This window comes from Pseudoalteromonas rubra, assembly GCF_000967655.1.
Taxonomy (GTDB): Bacteria; Pseudomonadota; Gammaproteobacteria; order Enterobacterales; family Alteromonadaceae; genus Pseudoalteromonas; species Pseudoalteromonas rubra_A.
In genome coordinates this window covers 1-222 of record NZ_JXYA01000152.1, presented here as the reverse complement: position 1 = coordinate 222, position 222 = coordinate 1, and the positions used below count along the sequence as shown (strand labels likewise).

Genomic DNA, 222 nt, shown 5'->3' with positions numbered 1-222 from the left:
GGAGGCTGAGGCAGAAGAAGAGTTGCTGGCGGAAGAGCCGGACGATATCGACAGCCTGTTAGAAGACGAGCCGGAGGCTGAGCCAGAAGAAGAGCTACTGGCGGAAGAGCCGGATGACATCGATAGTCTGTTAGAAGACGAGCCGGAGGCTGAGTCAGAAGAAGAGTTGCTGGCGGAAGAGCCGGATGACATCGACAGTCAGTTAGAAGACGAGCCGGAGGC

General features: G+C 57.2%; 1 protein-coding gene. It reads left to right on the top strand.

The window, feature by feature from the left end; all coding sequences use genetic code 11:
* Positions 1-222: hypothetical protein (locus TW77_RS25545; protein WP_046007502.1), on the top strand; the 222-nt coding region annotated here is incomplete at both ends.